Annotated in this window: 10 protein-coding genes, 1 tRNA gene and 1 pseudogene; 4 read left to right on the top strand and 8 right to left on the bottom strand. The window is 72.1% G+C overall.

What is annotated here, in order from left to right; genetic code table 11:
* Window positions 1-35: 35 nt before the first annotated feature.
* The gene (gene ppc / locus ADK52_RS02915; protein WP_053688182.1) at window positions 36-2,804 is read left to right on the top strand and encodes a phosphoenolpyruvate carboxylase; all 2,769 of its coding nucleotides are present in this window, start codon (window positions 36-38) and stop codon (window positions 2,802-2,804) included.
* 82 nt (window positions 2,805-2,886) lie between these two features.
* Here ppc and pth read toward each other — a convergent pair whose 3' ends face one another.
* The 6 genes from pth to ADK52_RS02885 all read right to left on the bottom strand — a co-directional run bounded on the left by pth (window position 2,887) and on the right by ADK52_RS02885 (window position 7,998).
* Window positions 2,887-3,477 (bottom strand): aminoacyl-tRNA hydrolase, encoded by a 591-nt coding sequence (gene pth, locus ADK52_RS02910; protein ID WP_053688181.1) that lies wholly within the window; start codon window positions 3,475-3,477, stop codon window positions 2,887-2,889.
* Window positions 3,478-3,567: 90 nt separating this feature from the next.
* On the bottom strand, window positions 3,568-4,152 hold the full coding sequence (locus ADK52_RS02905) for a 50S ribosomal protein L25/general stress protein Ctc (protein ID WP_053688180.1): 585 nt from the start codon (window positions 4,150-4,152) through the stop codon (window positions 3,568-3,570).
* A gap of 180 nt (window positions 4,153-4,332) precedes the next feature.
* A complete protein-coding gene (locus ADK52_RS02900; protein ID WP_030297029.1) occupies window positions 4,333-5,310 on the bottom strand; it encodes a ribose-phosphate diphosphokinase in 978 nt (325 codons plus the stop codon).
* A 145-nt stretch (window positions 5,311-5,455) separates the two neighbouring features.
* Window positions 5,456-6,901 (bottom strand): bifunctional UDP-N-acetylglucosamine diphosphorylase/glucosamine-1-phosphate N-acetyltransferase GlmU, encoded by a 1,446-nt coding sequence (gene glmU / locus ADK52_RS02895; RefSeq protein WP_053688179.1) that lies wholly within the window; start codon window positions 6,899-6,901, stop codon window positions 5,456-5,458.
* Between the two features lie 109 nt (window positions 6,902-7,010).
* Window positions 7,011-7,081 (bottom strand) — tRNA-Gln (locus ADK52_RS02890).
* Window positions 7,082-7,092: 11 nt separating this feature from the next.
* Window positions 7,093-7,998: a hypothetical protein gene (locus tag ADK52_RS02885; protein WP_053688178.1), complete on the bottom strand. Its 906-nt coding sequence runs from the start codon at window positions 7,996-7,998 to the stop codon at window positions 7,093-7,095.
* Window positions 7,999-8,129: 131 nt separating this feature from the next.
* Between ADK52_RS02885 and ADK52_RS02880 the strand changes: the two genes are divergently transcribed.
* The gene (locus tag ADK52_RS02880; RefSeq protein ID WP_053688270.1) at window positions 8,130-9,413 is read left to right on the top strand and encodes a sensor histidine kinase; all 1,284 of its coding nucleotides are present in this window, start codon (window positions 8,130-8,132) and stop codon (window positions 9,411-9,413) included.
* A gap of 138 nt (window positions 9,414-9,551) precedes the next feature.
* On the opposite strand, the gene ADK52_RS02875 is transcribed toward ADK52_RS02880, so the two are convergent.
* Window positions 9,552-10,070, bottom strand: a complete 519-nt coding sequence (locus tag ADK52_RS02875) for an SUKH-3 domain-containing protein (RefSeq protein WP_053688177.1) — start codon at window positions 10,068-10,070, stop codon at window positions 9,552-9,554.
* 11 nt (window positions 10,071-10,081) lie between these two features.
* Window positions 10,082-10,672: a YwqJ-related putative deaminase gene (locus ADK52_RS02870; RefSeq protein ID WP_078987862.1), complete on the bottom strand. Its 591-nt coding sequence runs from the start codon at window positions 10,670-10,672 to the stop codon at window positions 10,082-10,084.
* Between the two features lie 230 nt (window positions 10,673-10,902).
* Here ADK52_RS02870 and ADK52_RS02865 point away from each other — a divergent pair, with 230 nt between their 5' ends.
* Both ADK52_RS02865 and ADK52_RS02860 read left to right on the top strand, forming a co-directional pair.
* Complete coding sequence (locus tag ADK52_RS02865; RefSeq protein ID WP_078987860.1) at window positions 10,903-11,898, top strand: SMI1/KNR4 family protein; 996 nt, start codon at window positions 10,903-10,905, stop codon at window positions 11,896-11,898.
* Between the two features lie 7 nt (window positions 11,899-11,905).
* Window positions 11,906-14,325 (top strand): annotated as a pseudogene (locus ADK52_RS02860) (SUKH-4 family immunity protein).
* Window positions 14,326-14,427: the final 102 nt, after the last annotated feature.

Raw genomic sequence — 14,427 nt, 5'->3', positions numbered from 1 at the left:
CCAGTAGCGCTCGAACACTGCAAGGAGCCGCACCTGTGAGCAGTGCTGACCAGGCCTCCTCCACCCCGGCCAAGGCCCCGGCCACCGCCGTCGCCGCCGCCAACGCGGAGCTGCGGGCGGACATCCGCCGCCTCGGCGACCTCCTCGGCGAGACCCTCGTCCGCCAGGAAGGGCAAGACCTCCTCGACCTCGTCGAACGAGTGCGCGCCCTGACCCGCACCGACGGCGAAGCCGCCGCCGCGCTGCTCGGCGACACCGACCTGGAGACCGCCGCCAAGCTCGTACGGGCCTTCTCCACCTACTTCCACCTCGCCAACGTCACCGAACAGGTGCACCGCGGCAAGGAACTGCGCGCCCACCGCGCCGCGGAGGGCGGGCTCCTCGCCCGCACCGCCGACATGCTCAAGGACGCCGACCCCGAGCACCTGCGCGAGACGGTCAAGAACCTCAACGTCCGCCCCGTCTTCACCGCGCACCCCACCGAGGCGGCCCGCCGCAGCGTCCTCAACAAGCTGCGCCGCATCGCGGCCCTGCTGGAGGAGCCCGTCGCCGGCGCCGGCGAACGCCGCCGCCACGACCTGCGGCTCGCCGAGAACATCGACCTCGTCTGGCAGACCGACGAGCTGCGCGTCGTACGCCCCGAACCCGCCGACGAGGCCCGCAACGCCATCTACTACCTCGACGAGCTGCACGCCGGCGCCGTCGGGGACGTACTCGAAGACCTCGCCGCGGAACTCCAGCGCGTCGGCGTCGAGCTGCCCGCGGGCACCCGCCCGCTCACCTTCGGCACCTGGATCGGCGGCGACCGCGACGGCAACCCCAACGTCACCCCCGACGTCACCCGCGACGTACTGATCCTCCAGCACGAGCACGGCATCACCGACGCCCTCGAACTCGTCGACTTCCTGCGCGGACTGCTGTCGAACTCCATCCGCTACACCGGCGCCACCGAGGAACTCCTCTCCTCCCTCCAGGCCGACCTCGAACGCCTCCCCGAGATCAGCCCGCGCTACAAGCGGCTCAACGCGGAAGAGCCGTACCGCCTCAAGGCCACCTGCATCCGGCAGAAGCTCGTCAACACCCGCGAGCGCCTCGCCAAGGGCACCCCCCACGAGGAAGGCCGCGACTACCTCGGCACCGCCGAGCTCCTCACCGACCTCACCCTCATCCAGACCTCCCTGCGCGAACACCGCGGCGCCCTCTTCGCCGACGGCCGCATGGACCGCACCATCCGCACGCTGGCCGCCTTCGGCCTCCAGCTCGCCACCATGGACGTCCGCGAACACGCCGACGCCCACCACCACGCCCTCGGCCAGCTCTTCGACCGCCTCGGCGAGGAGTCCTGGCGCTACGCCGACATGCCGCGCGACTACCGGCAGAAGCTGCTGGCCAAGGAGCTGCGCTCGCGCCGCCCGCTGGCCCCCACCCCGGCCCCGCTCGACGCCGCCGGCCAGAAGACCCTCGGCGTCTTCTCCGCCATCAAGGACGCCTTCGAGAAGTTCGGCCCCGAGGTCATCGAGTCGTACATCATCTCGATGTGCCAGGGCGCCGACGACGTCTTCGCCGCCGCCGTCCTCGCCCGCGAGGCCGGCCTCGTCGACCTCCACGCGGGCTGGGCCAAGATCGGCATCGTCCCGCTCCTGGAGACCACCGACGAGCTGCGCGCCGCCGACGTCATCCTCGACGCCATGCTCGCCGACCCCTCCTACCGGCGCCTCGTCTCGCTGCGCGGCGACGTCCAGGAGGTCATGCTCGGCTACTCCGACTCCTCCAAGTTCGGCGGCATCACCACCAGCCAGTGGGAGATCCACCGCGCCCAGCGCCGGCTGCGCGACGTCGCCCACCGGTACGGGGTGCGCCTGCGCCTCTTCCACGGCCGCGGCGGCACCGTCGGCCGCGGCGGTGGCCCCTCTCACGACGCGATCCTCGCCCAGCCCTGGGGCACCCTCGAAGGCGAGATCAAGGTCACCGAGCAGGGCGAGGTCATCTCCGACAAGTACCTCGTACCGTCGCTGGCCCGCGAGAACCTGGAGCTGACCGTCGCGGCCACCCTCCAGGCCTCCGCCCTGCACACCGCCCCCCGGCAGTCCGAGGACGACCTCGCCCGCTGGGACGCGGCCATGGACACCGTCTCCGACGCCGCCCACACCGCGTACCGCGAGCTCGTCGAGGACCCGGACCTGCCGGCGTACTTCTTCGCCGCCACCCCCGTCGACCAGCTCGCCGACCTCCACCTGGGCTCCCGCCCCTCGCGCCGCCCCGACTCCGGCGCGGGCCTCGACGGCCTGCGCGCCATCCCGTGGGTCTTCGGCTGGACCCAGTCCCGCCAGATCGTCCCCGGCTGGTACGGGGTCGGCTCGGGCCTCAAGGCCCTGCGCGAGGCCGGCCAGGGCGACGCCCTCGCCGAGATGGGCGCGCGCTGGCACTTCTTCCGCAACTTCCTGTCCAACGTCGAGATGACGCTGGCCAAGACCGACCTGCGGATCGCCCGCCACTACGTCGACACCCTCGTCCCGGACGACCTCAAGCACGTCTTCGCCCGCATCGAGGCCGAACACGAGCTCACCGTCCGCGAGGTCCTGCGCATCACCGGCGGCCAGAAGCTCCTGGACTCCAACCCGGTCCTCCAGCAGACCTTCGCCGTCCGCGACGCCTACCTGGACCCGATCTCCTACCTCCAGGTATCCCTGCTGGCCCGCCAGCGCGCGGCCGCCGCCCGCGGCGAGGACCCCGACCCGCTCCTGGCCCGAGCCCTGCTCCTCACGGTCAACGGCGTGGCGGCGGGCCTGCGCAACACCGGCTGAGGGCTCTCGGGGCCCGTACCGGCCCGGAACACGAGGAAGCCCCCGCACCGGCCGGTGCGGGGGCTTCCTCGTGTCGTGTCCGTCAGGAGTTGTAGGCGGACTGGGCCCGCTCAAGGCCCTCCGCGATCAGGCACTCGACGGAGTCCGCGGCCCGGTCCACGAACCAGTCCAGCTCCTTGCGCTCCGTGGACGAGAAGTCCTTCAGCACGAAGTCCGCGACCTGCATGCGGCCCGGCGGGCGCCCGATGCCGCAGCGCACCCGGTGGTACTCCGGGCCCATCGACTTCGTCATCGACTTCAGGCCGTTGTGCCCGTTGTCCCCGCCGCCCAGCTTCAGCCGCAGCGTCGGGTAGTCGATGTCCAGTTCGTCGTGGACCGCCACGATCCGGTCCACCGGCACCTTGTAGAAGTCGCGCAGCGCCGTCACCGGCCCGCCCGACAGGTTCATGAACGACATGGGCTTCGCCAGCACCACCCGGCGGTTCGCCGGACCCGGCGGGCCCATGCGGCCCTCGACCACCTGCGCCCGCGACTTGTGCGCCTTGAACTTCCCGCGCATCCGCTCGGCCAGCAGGTCCACCACCATGAACCCGATGTTGTGGCGGTTGCCCGCGTACTCCGCCCCGGGGTTGCCGAGGCCGACGATCAGCCAGGGCGCCGTGTCGTCCGACATCCATGCTCCTTAACGAGGACGACCGCCGTCCCGCTCCCAGTGGAGCCGGACGGCGGTCGATCAGCAAGTGCTGAGGGGGAAAGGCGAGGCTCAGGCCTCTTCGCCCTCGGCGGCCTCGGCGGCCGGCTCCTCGGCCTGCGGGGAGACGACCTGCAGCACGGCGGTCTCGCCGTCGACGGCCAGCGTGGTGCCGGCCGGCAGGACCAGGTCCTTGGCGTGGATGGAGGCACCGGCCTCAAGGCCCGCGATGGAGACGGTGACCTCGGTCGGGATGTGGGTGGCCTCGGCCTCGACCGTGATGGTGTTGAGCAGGGTCTCCAGCATGTTGTTGCCGGCGGCCAGCTCGCCCTCGGTGACGACGGCGACCTCGACGGTGACCTTCTCGCCCTTCTTGACGATCAGGAAGTCGACGTGGGAGAGCGAGCGCTTCAGCGGGTGCTTCTGCACGGCCTTCGGGATGACCAGCTCGGTGCCGTCACCCTCGATGTCCAGGGAGATCAGGACGTTCGGGGTGCGCAGCGCCAGCGCCAGGCCGTGGCCCTCGACGTTGACGTGCTTCGGGTCGTTGCCGTGGCCGTAGATGACACCGGGAACCATGGCGTCGCGACGGGCCTGGCGGGCAGAGCCCTTGCCGAAGGTGTTGCGGAGCTGGGCGGAAAGCTTGACCTCGGACATGCTCACTCCTCGTGGGGTGACGGAAATGGACAACGGTCACCCGGCCTGAACGGCCTGCTACGAAGAGCGCGTCGATAACGGAGCGCCGGCACCGAAAAAAGGTGCGGCCTCCCTCGCCGAGCAACTCGTGGAGTCTACCCGGCGCGGAGGCCGCACTCAAAAGGATCTCTGTACTACCGGTTACTGCTGTTCTTCGAACAGGCTGGTGACCGAACCGTCCTCGAAGACCTCGCGCACCGCGCGCGCGACCATCGGGGCGATCGACAGGACCGTGATCTTGTCGAGCTCCAGGTCGGACGGGTCCGGCAGGGTGTTCGTGAAGATGAACTCGCTGACCTTCGAGTTCTTCAGACGGTCCGCCGCCGGCCCCGACAGGATGCCGTGCGTGGCCGTCACGATGACGTCCTCCGCACCGTGCGCGAACAGCGCATCGGCAGCGGCGCAGATGGTGCCACCCGTGTCGATCATGTCGTCGACCAGGACGCAGACGCGGCCGCGGACCTCGCCGACGACCTCGTGGACCGTCACCTGGTTGGCGACGTCCTTGTCACGGCGCTTGTGCACGATCGCCAGCGGCGCGTCCAGACGGTCGCACCAGCGGTCGGCGACGCGCACGCGGCCGGCGTCCGGGGAGACGATCGTCAGCTTGGTGCGGTCCACCTTCGCGCCCACGTAGTCCGCGAGGACCGGCAGGGCCGACAGGTGGTCCACCGGGCCGTCGAAGAAGCCCTGGATCTGGTCCGTGTGCAGGTCGACCGTCAGGATGCGGTCCGCACCCGCGGTCTTCAGCAGATCGGCGACCAGGCGGGCCGAGATCGGCTCGCGACCCTTGTGCTTCTTGTCCTGGCGGGCGTACCCGTAGGAGGGGATGATCACGGTGATGGAGCGAGCCGACGCGCGCTTCAGCGCGTCGATCATGATCAGCTGCTCCATGATCCACTTGTTGATCGGAGCCGTGTGGCTCTGGATCAGGAAGCAGTCCGCGCCACGAGCCGACTCCTGGAAGCGGACGTAGATCTCACCGTTCGCGAAGTCGAAAGCCTTGGTCGGCACGAGGGCAACGCCCAGCTGATGCGCAACCTCCTCGGCCAGCTCGGGGTGGGCGCGGCCGGAGAAGAGCATCAGCTTCTTCTCGCCGGTCGTCTTGATCCCGGTCACAGCACAGTCTCCTCAGACGTGTTGAAAGCTGCTCGCCCCCGTGTGCGTCCGTCCCGCACACGGTGAGCCAGCCGAATTGCGTGCACCTATCACGGTACGCCCTGCCGGGCCTACCTGTTTCCGGTCAGTTCACCTCAACGAGGCCTCAGCGGGGGTCGGAATCCTCCTGGACCGCCGACTGGGCCGCCGTCGCCGCGGCGCTTCCCGGACGCTTGCGGGCCACCCAGCCCTCGATATTGCGCTGCTGGCCGCGGGCCACGGCCAGCGCACCCGGCGGCACGTCCTTCGTGATCACCGAACCGGCCGCCGTGTACGCGCCGTCCCCGATCGTGACGGGCGCCACAAACATGTTGTCCGAACCCGTCTTGCAGTGTGAGCCGACCGTGGTGTGGTGCTTGTGCTCACCGTCGTAGTTCACGAACACGCTGGCCGCGCCGATGTTCGTGTACTCGCCGATCGTCGCGTCGCCCACGTACGACAGGTGCGGCACCTTCGTGCCCTCGCCGATCGTCGCGTTCTTCATCTCCACGTACGTGCCGGCCTTCGCCTTCGGGCCCAGGTTCGTGCCGGGACGCAGGTACGCGTACGGGCCGACCGACGCCGACTCGCCGATGACCGCCGTGTCCGCCACCGTGTTGTCCACGCGCGCCCGCGGGCCCACCTGGGTGTCCTTGAGCCGCGCGTTCGGACCGACCTCGGCGCCCTCGGCGACGTGCGTCGCGCCGAGCAGCTGCGTACCCGGGTGGATCAGCGCGTCCTGCCCGAAGGTCACCGTCACGTCCACGAACGTGCTCGCCGGGTCGACGACCGTCACGCCCGCGAGCATCGCCTGCTCCAGCAGGCGCGCGTTGAGCAGCGCGCGGGCCTCGGCGAGCTGGACGCGGTTGTTGATCCCGAGGATCTGCCGGTGGTCGCCGCCGACGGCCGCGCCGACGCGGTGACCGGCCTCGCGCAGGATGCCGAGCACGTCGGTGAGGTACTCCTCGCCCTGGCTGTTGTCCGTGCGCACCTTGCCGAGCGCGTCCGAGAGGAGGGCGCCGTCGAAGGCGAAGACCCCGGAGTTGATCTCCCGGATCGCGCGCTGGGAGTCGGTGGCGTCCTTGTGCTCGACGATGGCGGTGACGGCGCCGTCCGCGCCGCGGATGATGCGGCCGTAGCCGGTGGAGTCCGGCACCTCGGCGGTGAGCACGGTGACGGCGTTGCCGTCGGCCTCGTGCGTCCGCGCGAGCTGCCGCAGGGTCTCGCCGGTCAGCAGGGGGGTGTCGCCGCAGACGACGACCACGGTGCCGTTCTGCTGGCCGCCGAGCTCTTCGAGGGCCATGCGGACGGCGTGTCCGGTGCCGTTCTGCTCGTACTGGACGGCGGTGCGGACGCCGGCGTCGATCCCGGCGAGGTGCGCGGTGACCTGCTCGCGGGCGTGGCCGACGACGACCACGAGGTGTTCGGGGTCCAGCTCGCGCGAGGCGGCGACGACGTGGCCCACGAGCGAGCGCCCGCAGATCTCGTGCAGAACCTTGGGAGTGGCCGACTTCATGCGGGTGCCTTCACCCGCTGCGAGTACGACGACGGCTGCCGGGCGGTTGGCGCTCACGGGTGTGCCCTTCGGCTTCGGGTGGTGGACCCGTGAAGGATACCGGGGGGCCGCACCCCGGAAACGAAGCCGGGTCCCGACCGACCGGTCAGGACCCGAGCTTGTGACGCTCCCGAGGAAGGAATCGAACCCTCATTCAATGGACCAAAACCATTTGTCCTGCCATTAGACGACTCGGGATAGTTCGCCATTTATGTCCGATTTGGCCGATCGAACTGCGATGCAGCCCCTACTATGCCGCACCACCAGCCTTCGATGCGACGGTACAGACCGGCGCTTTGGAGTACGCGAACGGCGAGGCGGCCGTGGTAGCTCTCGCCGGTGTTCTTCCGGATGGTTTTCGGATTGTGCCGCTTGAGTGTGGTCTTGAGGAACTGGCCGGGGGTGGCCCGGGTGAGCTCCGCCCAGAATCTTTCCGCGCCCGCGACGTCAGCGGTTTCGTGGATGGTGACTGCGTAGCGAAGGTGTTCCTCTTCGACTCCGAGTAGGCGTAGCCAAGCGAGGTAGACGCTCACCATTCCGGGGTCGCTGTTCACGAAGATCGCGCGCTCACGGCGGTCGTACGTCTTGTCCTTGCTGCCCTCGGACCAGTAAAGGCTGACGCCGATGAGGAAGAGTTCACGCTCCGACAGGGCGCCGACCTCTGCGGTCGCGGCCTGTTTGGTCTCGCGGCGGTCCTGCTCGCGGACTTCGAGGGTGCGCTCCCACCCTCGCCGGGCAATGGCCGACGACTCTTCCGGAGTGCGCTGTGCGGCCGGCTTGGGGAGGTCGCGGACCCAGAGGGAGATCGAGCTTTTCGAGCAGCCCGGCTCGACCTGGATCTGGTCGTAGGTCATGCCCTGGAGGCGGAGTTCGCGGGCCTTGGCGCGCAGGTCGTCCTTCGCGTTCGGGCGCTTGGTCCATTCGGGGGCGGGCTCGCCGTCCAGGAGGCGGTTCAGGATGTCGTTGTTGTGGACGTGCAGGCGGTCACGGATCTGGCGGCGGCTGAGGCCCTCGCGGCGGAGGGCGATGGCTTGATCGCGGAGATCCTCGAAGGTCGCGGCGCCCGTGCGGAGGCCGCCCGTGCCGTCGCCGGGGTGACGTCGGATTTCGGTCATGTCCCCAATGTCGTCCGGAATGCGGGATTCAGGTCTCGCTCAGCGGACGATTCAGTCGTACGTGCGATTGCCGCGGGTCTGCCGGAATTTCGGTCGGCTCTGTGCTGGGGGCGCTGCGTACGCTGGACGGCATGACCAGTACGGGGGAAGAGCGGGGCGGGGCCGGGCGCGACGGGCCGTGGTGGTGGGAGCGGCCGCGGGGGGCCGTGCTCGATGTGGGACTGGCGGCGGTTTCGGCCGTCGAGTGCGCCGTCGAGGGGGTGCCCTTCGCGCACGAGGCCGGGCTTCCGGTGCCGGTCGGGGTGCTGTTCGGGCTGCTCGTGGGGTCCACGCTCGTACTGCGGCGGCGCTGGCCGATCGCCGTGGTGCTGGTCGGGATCGCCGTGTCGCCGGCCGCGATGGGGTTCCTGCTCGGGGTGGTCGGGCTGTACACGCTCGCCGCCTGCGAGGTGCCCCGGCGGATCACCGCGACGCTGGCCTCGATGTCGCTGGTGGCGACCCTCGTGGTGATGTACGTGCGGACCAGCGGGGACCAGGGGGCCTCGCAGTCGCTCGTCATCGTGCTGTCCGTGTTCGTGGCGGTGGCGCTGACCGTGCCGCCGGTGCTGCTCGGCCTGTACATAGGGGCGCGGCGGCGGCTGATGGAGAGCTTGCAGGAGCGGGCGGATTCGCTGGAGCGCGAGCTGTCGCTGCTCGCGGACCGGGCGGAGGAGCGGGCCGAGTGGGCCCGTACGGAGGAGCGGACGCGGATCGCGCGGGAGATGCACGACGTGGTGGCGCACCGGGTCTCGCTGATGGTGGTGCACGCGGCGGCGCTGGAGGCGGTGGCGGCCAAGGATCCGGAGCGGGCGGCGAAGAACGCCGCGCTCGTGGGGGACATGGGGCGCCAGGCGTTGACGGAGCTGCGGGAGATGTTGGGGGTGCTGCGGGCGGCGGAGTCGCCCAAGCGGGCCCCTTCCGCGGCTGCGCGGGTGCCGGTGGCCGCGCTGGTGGGGAGTTTCGAGGACGGGCCCGGGCCTTCGCTGGGTGAGCTGGAGGCGCTGGTCGGGCAGTCGCGGGCGGCCGGGATGGCCGTGGAGCTGGATGTCCGGGGTGCGGGGGCGGGGTATCCGGCGGAGGTGGAGCAGACGGCGTACCGGGTGGTGCAGGAGGCGCTGACGAACTGCCACAAGCACGCGCCGGGTGCGCGGGTGGTGGTGCGGCTGGCTCATCGGGAGGGTGAGGTGGCCATGCAGGTGGAGAACGGGCCGTGCGGGGCGGACGTGGACCGGCCCGGCCTGCCGAGCGGCGGGAACGGTCTGGTCGGCATGCGCGAGCGGGTGCTCGGCCTGGGCGGTGTCTTCGTGTCCGGCCCGACGGACGAGGGCGGCTTCAAGGTCTCGGCGGTCCTGCCGCGCGCCCCGCGCCGGGGGTAGTGCGGAACGGACGCGGCGCGGCCCGGCCCTGCGCGGCGCGGCCCGGCCCTGCGCGGCGCGGCGCGGCGCGGCCCGGTCAGGGCCCCGGCCCCCGCGCGGTGCACGCGGCGGCCGGGGCCGGACGCGATCCCTCCGGCTCTACGGCGCGGTGGCCGTGGTGAGGCGGGTGGGCTGGAGGCCCGTGAGGAGGAGGGTGAGGGCCTCGTCCACGTCCGCGCCCAGGTACCAGTCGCCCGTGTGGTCGATCCCGTAGACGCGGCCCTCGCGGTCGATGGCCAGGTGCGAGCCGCCGTCGGAGTCGGTGCCGAGCGGGCAGAGCTGGGTGGAGAGGGCCCGGCCGAGGTCGGCGAAGGTACGGGCCAGGTGGAGTCCGGTCAGGGGGTCCAGGCGGACCGGGACGGGTGCGGTCTGGCGGCCCGGTCCGGGGGCGGTGACGGTGAGCCCGCCGAATTCGGCCCAGGCTTCGACGGCGGCCGGGAAGACGGTGTGCCGGTGGCCGGCCGGGGTGGTGTGGTCGCGCAGGGCATCGGCCCAGAACTCGGCCTGCTTGATGTCCCAGCGGCCGGGCTCCCAGCCGGCGGTGCGCAGGGCGGTGTCCACGGCGGCCGGGAAGCGGGTGGCCGAGGAGCGGTCGTAGGAGGCGGAGGAGGTGGTCATGGTGGCGGGAGTCAGGCCTTCTCTGACGCGGGGGTGAGGTCGACGGCGCGTACGCCGAAGTGGGCGAGGAGTGCTTCGCAGGAGCGGCAGGGGGGCGCGTAGCTGCCGTGGAGCGGGTCGCCGTCCTCGCGGATGCGGCGGGCGGTGATCTTGGAGTGCTTCAGGGAGCGGCGGGCTTCGCTCGCGGTGAGGGGTTTGCGGGAGGCGCGCCTGCTGCGCGCGCCCTCGACGGCGGTGAGGTGGCGGGAGAGCAGTATCGCCTCGGGACAGCGGCCGGTGAATCGTTCGCGCTGGCCGCTGGTGAGGGTGTCGAGGAAGTCCTGGACGAGGGCGTGCAGGGCGGGCGCCTGGTCGGCCTTGCCCGCGGTGCCGGTGAGGGTTTCGCCGCGGACGGAGAGGGCGGCGGCGACGGTGGGCAGGATGCCGTCGCGGCGGAAGCGCAGGACGGGCGCGGCGGGCCGGCCGTCGGTGCTGCTCCAGCGCAGGCGGGGGTCTCCGGCCGCGGACGTTCCTCCGGCCGGCCGGCCTGCCGCCGGGTCGCCCTGGTCGCCCCGTCCCGAGGCGCCGTCGGCCGTGTCCGTGCGTGTCGCCGTGTTCTGCATGGTCGCGTCTTCCCTCCCGTGGCGGCGGTGGTGGCCGCTGTCGCGCACGCCCCCGTGCTGAGGGGACAGCCTGTCAAATGTCCCCTGTCGTGTGGAAGCGGGGTCGAATATTCGTATCAATTCGGATGTTCCTGGCCCTCGCGCGGGTGCGGGGGTCGTGGGCGGGTGACGCTCTTGCCCGACCACATAGGCTGTGGTGAACCAGCCAGATCCAGCAGGGGGCTACCGCCATGACGACAGGTCGGCTCGGGCACCAGGCCGCGCCACCCAACGCCGCGTACTCCGGGCAGGTCGTGCATTTCCCGGACCCGGTCCGGGCCGCTCGGCATCCCCACGGGGTACGGATGGACGCGGACGGACATCCCGACTTCGCCCCGTACGCGCGCGCGGCCGTGGAGATCGCCGAGCCGCCGGAGGGCTTCGGCGTGGACGAGTTGCGGCTGACGGACTGCGTCTCCGCGAACGCGGCGATGCACGCGGCCGGCCACGCGCTGTGGGACACCGTCGGACCGGTGGCGACCCCGCACGGCTGGACCTGGCACCACGTGGCCGGGACGCGGCGGATGGAGCTGGTCCCGGTCGAGGTGAAGGCGCTGCTGCGGCATCACGCGGGGCTGGCGACGGCGCCGGTCGACCACGGCAAGCGCGGGACGCGGCCGTTGCAGGAGCTGCGCCCGGTGCATCTGGGGCTGCCGAAGACGGTGGTGTCGGTCTCCGAGGAGGCGGTGCAGGGCGTCGAGGAGGACCTCGGCTACCGGCTGCCGGAGGCGTACCGCGCGTTCCTGAAGGCGGCGGGCGGCTGCGCGCCGGTGGGCGCCGGGCTCGACGTGGACCTCGGTCTGCTGGTGGACCAGCCCTTCTTCACGGTGCGTGAGGAGGCGGCGGTCAACGACCTCGTGTACGTCAACAAGTGTCTGCGGGACCACCTGACGAAGGACTACCTGTGCGTGGCCTTCGTCCAGGGCGGTCTGCTCGCGGTGAAGGTGAAGGGCGAGGCGATCGGCTCGGTCTGGTTCTCCCCGTACGACGACGCCCGCGACCAGGACGGCTGGTCGGTGCAGGAGCGCGTGGAGCGTCTGTTGCTGCCGTGCGGTGCCGATTTCGATGCCTTTCTGGAGCGGTTGGCGGGCAATCCGCCGGAGTTGGAAACGGTGGCCGGTCTGATGGTGGACGGCGGATTCGCACGCTCGGTTCCCGTGTCCGGTGCGGCACCGGTGGAGGGGTGACGGCGCGATGGTGACGTTTGCGCAGGCGCAGGAGCGCGCCGAGGAGTGGATCAACGGGGACGTGCCCGCGTACCAGCACCGGGAGGTGCGCGTACGGGAGTTCGGACTCGGGTTCGTGGTGTGGGCGGAGGACCGTGCGGCCGGTCCGGTGTCCGGTGGCGGCCGGCAGCGGCTGGTCATCGCGCGGGACAGCGGTGAGGTGACGCTGTGGCCCGGGCTGCCGGTGGGTGAGGTGATCCGCCGGTACGAGGAGGAGTACGGGGCCGCGGCCGCGCCGGTGGCGGAGGCCTCGGTGCCGACGCCGCGGATCGACTCGGAGCAGACCTCGTTCATGCTCAGTCCGCCGGAGTGGCTCCAGGAGGCGGCGGACCGGGCGGGGATTCCGGCGGCTCCGGCTGCTCCGGCGCCCGCGCCGACGCCGGCTCCCGCCGCGGCCGAGCCCGCGCCCGCCCCGGAGCCCGCCGCTCCGGCTCCGGCTCCGGTTCCCGCTCCCGCTGCGGTGGAGGCGGTACCGCTGCGCCGCGAGGTGCCGTACGAGCCGACCGCGAACGACGGGGTGCCGGTCGGGGCCACGCCGTGGGCCGGGACCGATGTGAACCCCGGCGCGGACGACGTGTCCGTACCGCTGCCCGCGACGGTGTTCGCGCCGCCGCTGTCGGGTTCGGACCTGGACGACATGGCGCCGCCGTCCGGCGGGTCCTCGGAGGCCAAGACCGCGCTGATCCCCGGGGGCAGCCGGCTCCCGAAGACGGCGATCGCGCCCGCGCTGGACCTCGGGGCGGGTGCGGGCGGCGGCTCGGATTCCGGGTCGATCGCCGATGCGCCGACGAGCAAGGCACAGGTCTCCCGGCCGGGTGCGGCTCCGGCGACGCCTCCCGGTCCGCCGGGGGCTCCCGGTGCTCCCGGTGCTCCCGGTGCGCCCGGGGGCGGGCTCGACCATGCCGCGACGATGCTGGCGGGTCCGGCCGTGCGACGATGCTGGCGGGTCCGGCCGTGACGGGTCAGCCGCCGGCGCCTCCGGGTCCGCCCGGTGCTCCGGGTGCGGGTCAGCCGCCGGCTCCTCCCGGTCCTCCCGGTGCTCCGGGTTCGCTGGGGCGTGGGCTGGATCATGCCGCGACGATGCTGGCGGGTCCGGCCGTGACGGGTCAGCCGCCGGCGCCTCCCGGTCCGCCCGGTGCCCCCGGTGCGGGTCAGCCTCCCGCGCCCCCCGGTCCGCCCGGTGCTCCCGGAGGCCCGGCCCATCACGCCGCCACGATGCTCGCGGGTCCCGGCGTACCCCAGCCCCCCGGTCCGCCGGGGGCTCCGGGCGCGCCCGGGGGCGGGCTCGACCATGCCGCGACGATGCTGGCGGGTCCGGCCGTGACGGGTCAGCCGCCCGCGCCTCCCGGCCCGCCCGGGCAGCCGCAGGCCGGTCCCGGTCCCGCGGCGCAGCCTCCGGCGCCCACCGGTGCGCCCACCGTCGGCCCGGGCTACCAGGCCGTACTGCGCTACCGCGCGCCCGACGGCTCCGAGCAGCAGCTCATCCGGCGTTCCGCGCCGGGCACCCCGCACCCCGAGTGGCAGATCCTGTACGAGCTGCGCGCGATGAACGTGCCGCCGCAGCAGGTGCTGGAACTGCACACCGAGCTGGAGTCCTGCGAGCTGCCGGGCGGTTACTGCGCACGGATGATCCGGGAGACCTGGCCGCAGGTGCGGATCACGAGCGTGGCCCCGTACGGCAAGGACCACGCGGGCCGTCAGCAGGGCATGCGCCATCTGCTGACCCATCAGGGTGAGCTGCACCAGGTGGCGGACGGTCCGGCGCGCCCCGCGCCGGTGCGGGTTCCGGTACAGCAGGTGCCGCTCCAGCCGGCGATTCCGCTGGATGCCATCGGCGCGGAGCTGGCCGGGGCGTTCGGTCCGCAGGGCGTGTTCCGTTTCGATCAGCGTGCGGTGTCGCGCCAGGGCGTGCCGGAGATCGTGGCGCAGACCCTGGTGTGGGCGGGCCTGCCGACGGACTTCGGGCCGTTCTTCTGGGCGCAGGCGGTGCCGGGCCAGCCGGTGCCGACGCTGGCGGAGCTGGCGGCGCAGCGGCAGGTGCAGCCGGCGTCCGACGCGGGCTCGTACCTGGTCGTGGGCAGTGACTTCGGCAAGGCGCTGTGCGTGCAGTACGGGACGGCGCACATAGTGGCGGTCCCGGTGGAGGCCGGTCCGGGCGGTGCGCCGGTGCCGCCGCAGTTCGTGAATTCGAGCCTGCCGCAGTTCGCGCGGTCGCTGGCGATGCTGGGTCACATGTGGCGGCTGCGACAGCACCTGACGCCGGAGCAGGCGGGGCGCTGGACCGTCGATTTCCAGACGAATCTGGCGGGGCTCGACAGTGCGGCGCTGGCGTCGCCGGAGAGCTGGTGGTCGGTGCTGCTTGAGCAGATGTGGGACGGGCTGCTCTGATCGGACGGTCGGGCGGATGGCCGGGCCGGGACCCTCGTAAGGGGTCCCGGCCCGGCCATTCCGGCTTCTGGCCGCAAATGGCGCATCCTTGACAGGAATCCC

This window comes from Streptomyces sp. WM6372, from assembly GCF_001279655.1.
In the GTDB taxonomy this organism is placed as follows: Bacteria; Actinomycetota; Actinomycetes; order Streptomycetales; family Streptomycetaceae; genus Streptomyces.
Note: the sequence above shows the minus strand (reverse complement) of the source record. Positions and strands in the feature narration are given on the sequence as shown.

Excerpts from the sequence above, each read along its gene's own strand:
- pth (WP_053688181.1), bottom strand. The coding sequence starts at position 3,477 with ATGTCGGACGACACGGCGCCCTGGCTGATCGTCGGCCTCGGCAACCCC.
- ADK52_RS02905 (WP_053688180.1), bottom strand. The coding sequence starts at position 4,152 with ATGTCCGAGGTCAAGCTTTCCGCCCAGCTCCGCAACACCTTCGGCAAG.
- ADK52_RS02885 (WP_053688178.1), bottom strand. The coding sequence starts at position 7,998 with ATGACCGAAATCCGACGTCACCCCGGCGACGGCACGGGCGGCCTCCGC.
- ADK52_RS02880 (WP_053688270.1), top strand. The coding sequence starts at position 8,130 with ATGACCAGTACGGGGGAAGAGCGGGGCGGGGCCGGGCGCGACGGGCCG.
- ADK52_RS02875 (WP_053688177.1), bottom strand. The coding sequence starts at position 10,070 with ATGACCACCTCCTCCGCCTCCTACGACCGCTCCTCGGCCACCCGCTTC.
- ADK52_RS02870 (WP_078987862.1), bottom strand. The coding sequence starts at position 10,672 with ATGCAGAACACGGCGACACGCACGGACACGGCCGACGGCGCCTCGGGA.
- ADK52_RS02865 (WP_078987860.1), top strand. The coding sequence starts at position 10,903 with ATGACGACAGGTCGGCTCGGGCACCAGGCCGCGCCACCCAACGCCGCG.